Source organism: Candidatus Bathycorpusculum sp. (assembly GCF_009778815.1).
GTDB lineage: Archaea > Thermoproteota > Bathyarchaeia > Bathyarchaeales > Bathycorpusculaceae > Bathycorpusculum > Bathycorpusculum hydrogenotrophicum.
The window spans coordinates 1-3750 of record NZ_WRFL01000113.1; the positions used below are offsets into that span (position 1 = coordinate 1).

A 3750-nucleotide genomic window follows, 5' to 3' on the forward strand; every position below is an offset into this window, starting at 1 on the left:
CTCCCAATAGCTTAGGTATTGAGTAAGGATATGTGTGTTTATGTAGTTTTATGGATTTTCGGTTTGGTTGGCTGTTTGTAAATCTTGTTTAGGTAAGTCAATGGTGACTTTTTTGCACTTTTTACAGTACCAGCCTACAGCTTGCCATGTATTGGTGTTTCTGATATAGAGTCTGTTCATTGCCAATGGGTATTTTCTATATGTGCAGGTTGGGCACTTTTCACATATTGATGGCATTGATTATAATTTGTTTTTTTATGTTATATGTTTTGTGTTTTAGATCTACTATTTTAGCTCATACTGTTAAGCTATAGTATTATGGTAAGATTTATATGGTGGTTTTCTATAATGATAGATCATAGAAGTAAGGAATTAAAGCCTAATGACTAATTTATCTGAGTTTGAGTTGGAGGTTTTTGGCCGGTGCGCCAACATCCTGCGCATCAGCCGCACATATCCCGACAGAGTCTTTTGCCGCTGGCACTACGACTGGACAACCTGCGACGGCACACAATGCACCCCCCAAAAACGAGCCGCACAAGTGAGTCTGGAGTGGTAACAAAATGACAACCCAACCCTCCACCACCTACGAACTATACCTCAACAACAAACCCGCCAAAACCATCCAAGTGCTGCTCTGCAAGCAGGACATAACCCAACACATCCCCCAAGTCTTAGCCATAACCACTGATGTCTGCTACGCCCTCTACAACGCAAAAGTTCAGATCCAATCCATAGACTTTGAAAACCACATCATACACGCCAAAGAGGCTGTTCAGCCATGACCCCCAAACCAACAACCCTATCCCCCATAGTCTTTAGCCGCACCGACAAAGAATTCACCGTCACCTACCGCCAAAAAACACCCAACAGCCCCCTCTACATCTACAAAGGCCCCCTAGCCTTTGAGTACGCTAAGGTTATCCGCATAAAACACGCGCTAACCAACACCGCTGTATATGGTCTCACAGTCGTCAACAAGTGCAGTGTCTTCAAAAACCTGCCTGTAGTCTGGCTCACCACCCAAGAGGAGGCCTAACTATGCCATACAACAATGAACTGCAAAACCGCGTCTACAACCTCGCCAAACCCCTCGACCTAAACGCCCTGCAAAACCAATACCTGATCCAAAAAGACAAAATCGCCCACCCCAAAACCTTTGAGGACCTCAACCAAGACCTAGCCATCTTCCACGTGATTGTGGATCTGCTCGAGGAGCGCGGGGTCAAGGTGGAAAACAAACCAACAATGGCACAGGTGACCACCTAATGCAGCCTCCTACCCTGCGTGTCTATAAATGCGACATATGCGGCCACACCTTCACCCATCTAGACGAAACAGGTGAGTACCACAACGTGAATCTCAACAACGACCCCGCCATCCGCCTGCTGCGCTGCCACTTCTGCAAAAGTTTATGCATCAAAGAATTCACAAAACAAGCCGCTCAGGAGATCCCGTCCCCATGACCTCGTTTAAGCATCAATGTCGGTGCTGTCTCTATCTCTTCAACATCCCTGCCCGGGTAACTCTGGATTGGTCAGCCAAAAACGGCAGAGCCTACCGTGAGACTGAAGATGCCTGTCCTAACTGCGGCTCACTAGAGTTTGCTTTTGCTGCGGAGGTCTCTTTGCTGTGACCTGTCCGGTTTGGGATCGCTGTTTGGCGCGGTGCCGCAAGGCGCGTAAGTGTTTGGATCGCGGCCAGTACTGCCGGGTTAAGGTGTTGATTTTAAAGATTGAAAACACCAGTGGCCCCTCTGCCTCCTCTTCTGCTTCGGTTGTTCCCCTCCCCTCCTGACCTTTTTTTAAAGTCACTGTTAAATATACTGCTCTAAATACAATTCTCAGTGTAATATTAAACTATAATTATATTATATTATATTATATTATTATATTATTGTATTATTGTTTATTATTCTATTTTATAACCTACACATTCACAGACACGGGGGGGAGAGAGGGGGAGTGGGGCCTTTCCCATATCTGCTCTCTTTCCTCTCTTTGCTTTCTACGTCTATAAAAGATATATGTAAAAAGGCTTCAAATGGTGAATAGGGTTTAATTTAAGCTCATTTTGATTATGTTTTTAAAAGATATACAAAAAGGTGCTTCCTCTGCATGCTTTCTACGTCTATAAAAGACATATTCAAAAAGACTCCAAACACCAAACAAAGCTCAATTTAAGCTTATTTGGCCGATTTTTTCTGTTTTTCTGCTTTCTACGTCTACAAAAGATATATGTCCAAATTGGATAGCTTGTGTCCCCCGGCAGACAAAAACCCAACCCTACAGGAAACACCATGTCCGCCACACCCCAAAAAAACAAAGAACACATCATCAAAAACCAAACCAGCATAACCTACATCGAACGCGAACTCCAACAAATAAAAAACCAGCTCCACGAAGTGCAGAGCACCCACTACAAATTCGAACTCAACCACATCCCAAGCATCCTAAACACCCTCACAAACATAGACAGCCGCCTCGAACACATAGAAGAAAAAGACCGCAGTACCCGTCTCAGTTTCCGCGACAAACTAGCCCTCTACACCACCATAACCGCCGCAATCGGCCTCATCATAGTCGAGGTCATAAAAATCATACTCTAACCCAGAACCCAAATAACCAGCCTTGTCTTTTTAGGATATATCGCACTCTTTATTATTCATGCGGCTCTCTAATTCAAACGAATCATATGAAAAATAAACCCAGCCTCAACCCATCAGAGTTACTAACAGACTTTAACCGCCTCTACATCCTCACCCAACTCCACCAAGGCCCCCAATACGGCTACCAACTCATAACCCAATTCAGAACCAACCTCCAAAAAAACATCAGCCCCAGCGCCGTCTACCCCTTTCTTAAGCAGCTCGAAACAAACGGATACCTCACCCACACCACCACACTCATAGGCGAAAGACAACGCAAAACCTGCCAGCTAACCCCCAAAGGCCAAGACTTCTGCCAAACCCTCTTCCAACTATTCACCGCCATATTTGCCCCCGCCATCAAAGCAGCTCAGCCCGTCTGATTCTTTAAACCCAGCTAAGTGATAGTTATGGATCCGCTCTCAATGGCTGATTTTTATCCCGACCAATACAAAACACCCAAACCCAAATCCGCCAAATCTAAAACGTCACAAAACATCACCAAATTCAGCGCCCGCGAACTAGGCGATATTGAGCAAATTAAATTCTATCTTGAACACAAATACACCTATACGCAGATCGCAGAAAAAATCGGCCATCCAAGAGAAGTGGTTAGCAGAAAAATTGAGAAGTGGATGCGAACTGTGGATTTTGATGATTGGGTGAATCGGTGGTGGCTGCGTCTTGGTTTAGAGTTGAGCGAGGATCCTGAAACTAAACCCGGGGTGTTTCGTCAGCTCACAAGATTAAAGGGGCTCAAGGAGATGCGGCAGAGTAAAATTGAGTTAAAGTCTGTTGTTACCGAAAAGGTTGATGTCAATCTCCGCAGCAGTAGTGTCCGAGTTGAATTGGCCCGATACGAAGCACTTATCCGAGAAACAGAATTCACGACTTAAATCCAAAACTGATCTGTTTATCCAGACGGTTTTGGAGAATTCCTATATTTTGCATAAACCTCAGATTTTGGGTGATGGCCGTTCTCCGCAGACGGTGGCGCTTTTGCAAAAGAGGCTCGAGGTACTCTATGGGGGTGCGGCTGGAGGCGGCAAATCCGATTGGCTTTTGATGGCGGCCCTGCAGTATGCCGCTGAGGAGGATTATTC

Annotated in this window: 9 protein-coding genes; all 9 read left to right on the forward strand. The window is 45.3% G+C overall.

All coding sequences use genetic code 11. The annotated features are described in order from the left end of the window. Nucleotides 1-382: 382 nt before the first annotated feature. Nucleotides 383-559: a hypothetical protein gene (locus FWF39_RS12045; RefSeq protein WP_343383681.1), complete on the forward strand. Its 177-nt coding sequence runs from the start codon at nt 383-385 to the stop codon at nt 557-559. Nucleotides 560-563: 4 nt separating this feature from the next. Next, entirely contained in the window at nt 564-785 is a 222-nt protein-coding gene (locus FWF39_RS12050) for a hypothetical protein (protein WP_343383682.1), read from the forward strand. Then, nucleotides 782-1039 carry a hypothetical protein gene (locus FWF39_RS12055; RefSeq protein WP_343383683.1) on the forward strand — a complete coding sequence of 86 codons (258 nt, stop codon included), beginning with the start codon at nt 782-784 and terminating at the stop codon, nt 1037-1039. The genes FWF39_RS12050 and FWF39_RS12055 overlap by 4 nt, the downstream gene beginning before the upstream one ends. Nucleotides 1040-1041: 2 nt before the next feature. Beyond that, on the forward strand, nt 1042-1269 hold the full coding sequence (locus FWF39_RS12060) for a hypothetical protein (protein WP_343383684.1): 228 nt from the start codon (nt 1042-1044) through the stop codon (nt 1267-1269). After that, nucleotides 1269-1466: a hypothetical protein gene (locus FWF39_RS12065; RefSeq protein ID WP_343383685.1), complete on the forward strand. Its 198-nt coding sequence runs from the start codon at nt 1269-1271 to the stop codon at nt 1464-1466. The genes FWF39_RS12060 and FWF39_RS12065 overlap by 1 nt, the downstream gene beginning before the upstream one ends. Then, on the forward strand, nt 1463-1636 hold the full coding sequence (locus FWF39_RS12070; protein ID WP_343383686.1) for a hypothetical protein: 174 nt from the start codon (nt 1463-1465) through the stop codon (nt 1634-1636). Before FWF39_RS12065 ends, FWF39_RS12070 begins: the two co-directional genes overlap by 4 nt. 621 nt (nt 1637-2257) lie before the next feature. Continuing rightward, entirely contained in the window at nt 2258-2608 is a 351-nt protein-coding gene (locus tag FWF39_RS12075) for a hypothetical protein (protein ID WP_343383687.1), read from the forward strand. Between the two features lie 86 nt (nt 2609-2694). Further along, nucleotides 2695-3030 carry a PadR family transcriptional regulator gene (locus FWF39_RS12080; RefSeq protein ID WP_343383688.1) on the forward strand — a complete coding sequence of 112 codons (336 nt, stop codon included), beginning with the start codon at nt 2695-2697 and terminating at the stop codon, nt 3028-3030. A gap of 27 nt (nt 3031-3057) precedes the next feature. Further along, on the forward strand, nt 3058-3543 hold the full coding sequence (locus tag FWF39_RS12085) for a hypothetical protein (RefSeq protein WP_343383689.1): 486 nt from the start codon (nt 3058-3060) through the stop codon (nt 3541-3543). The last annotated feature ends 207 nt before the right edge of the window (nt 3544-3750 follow it).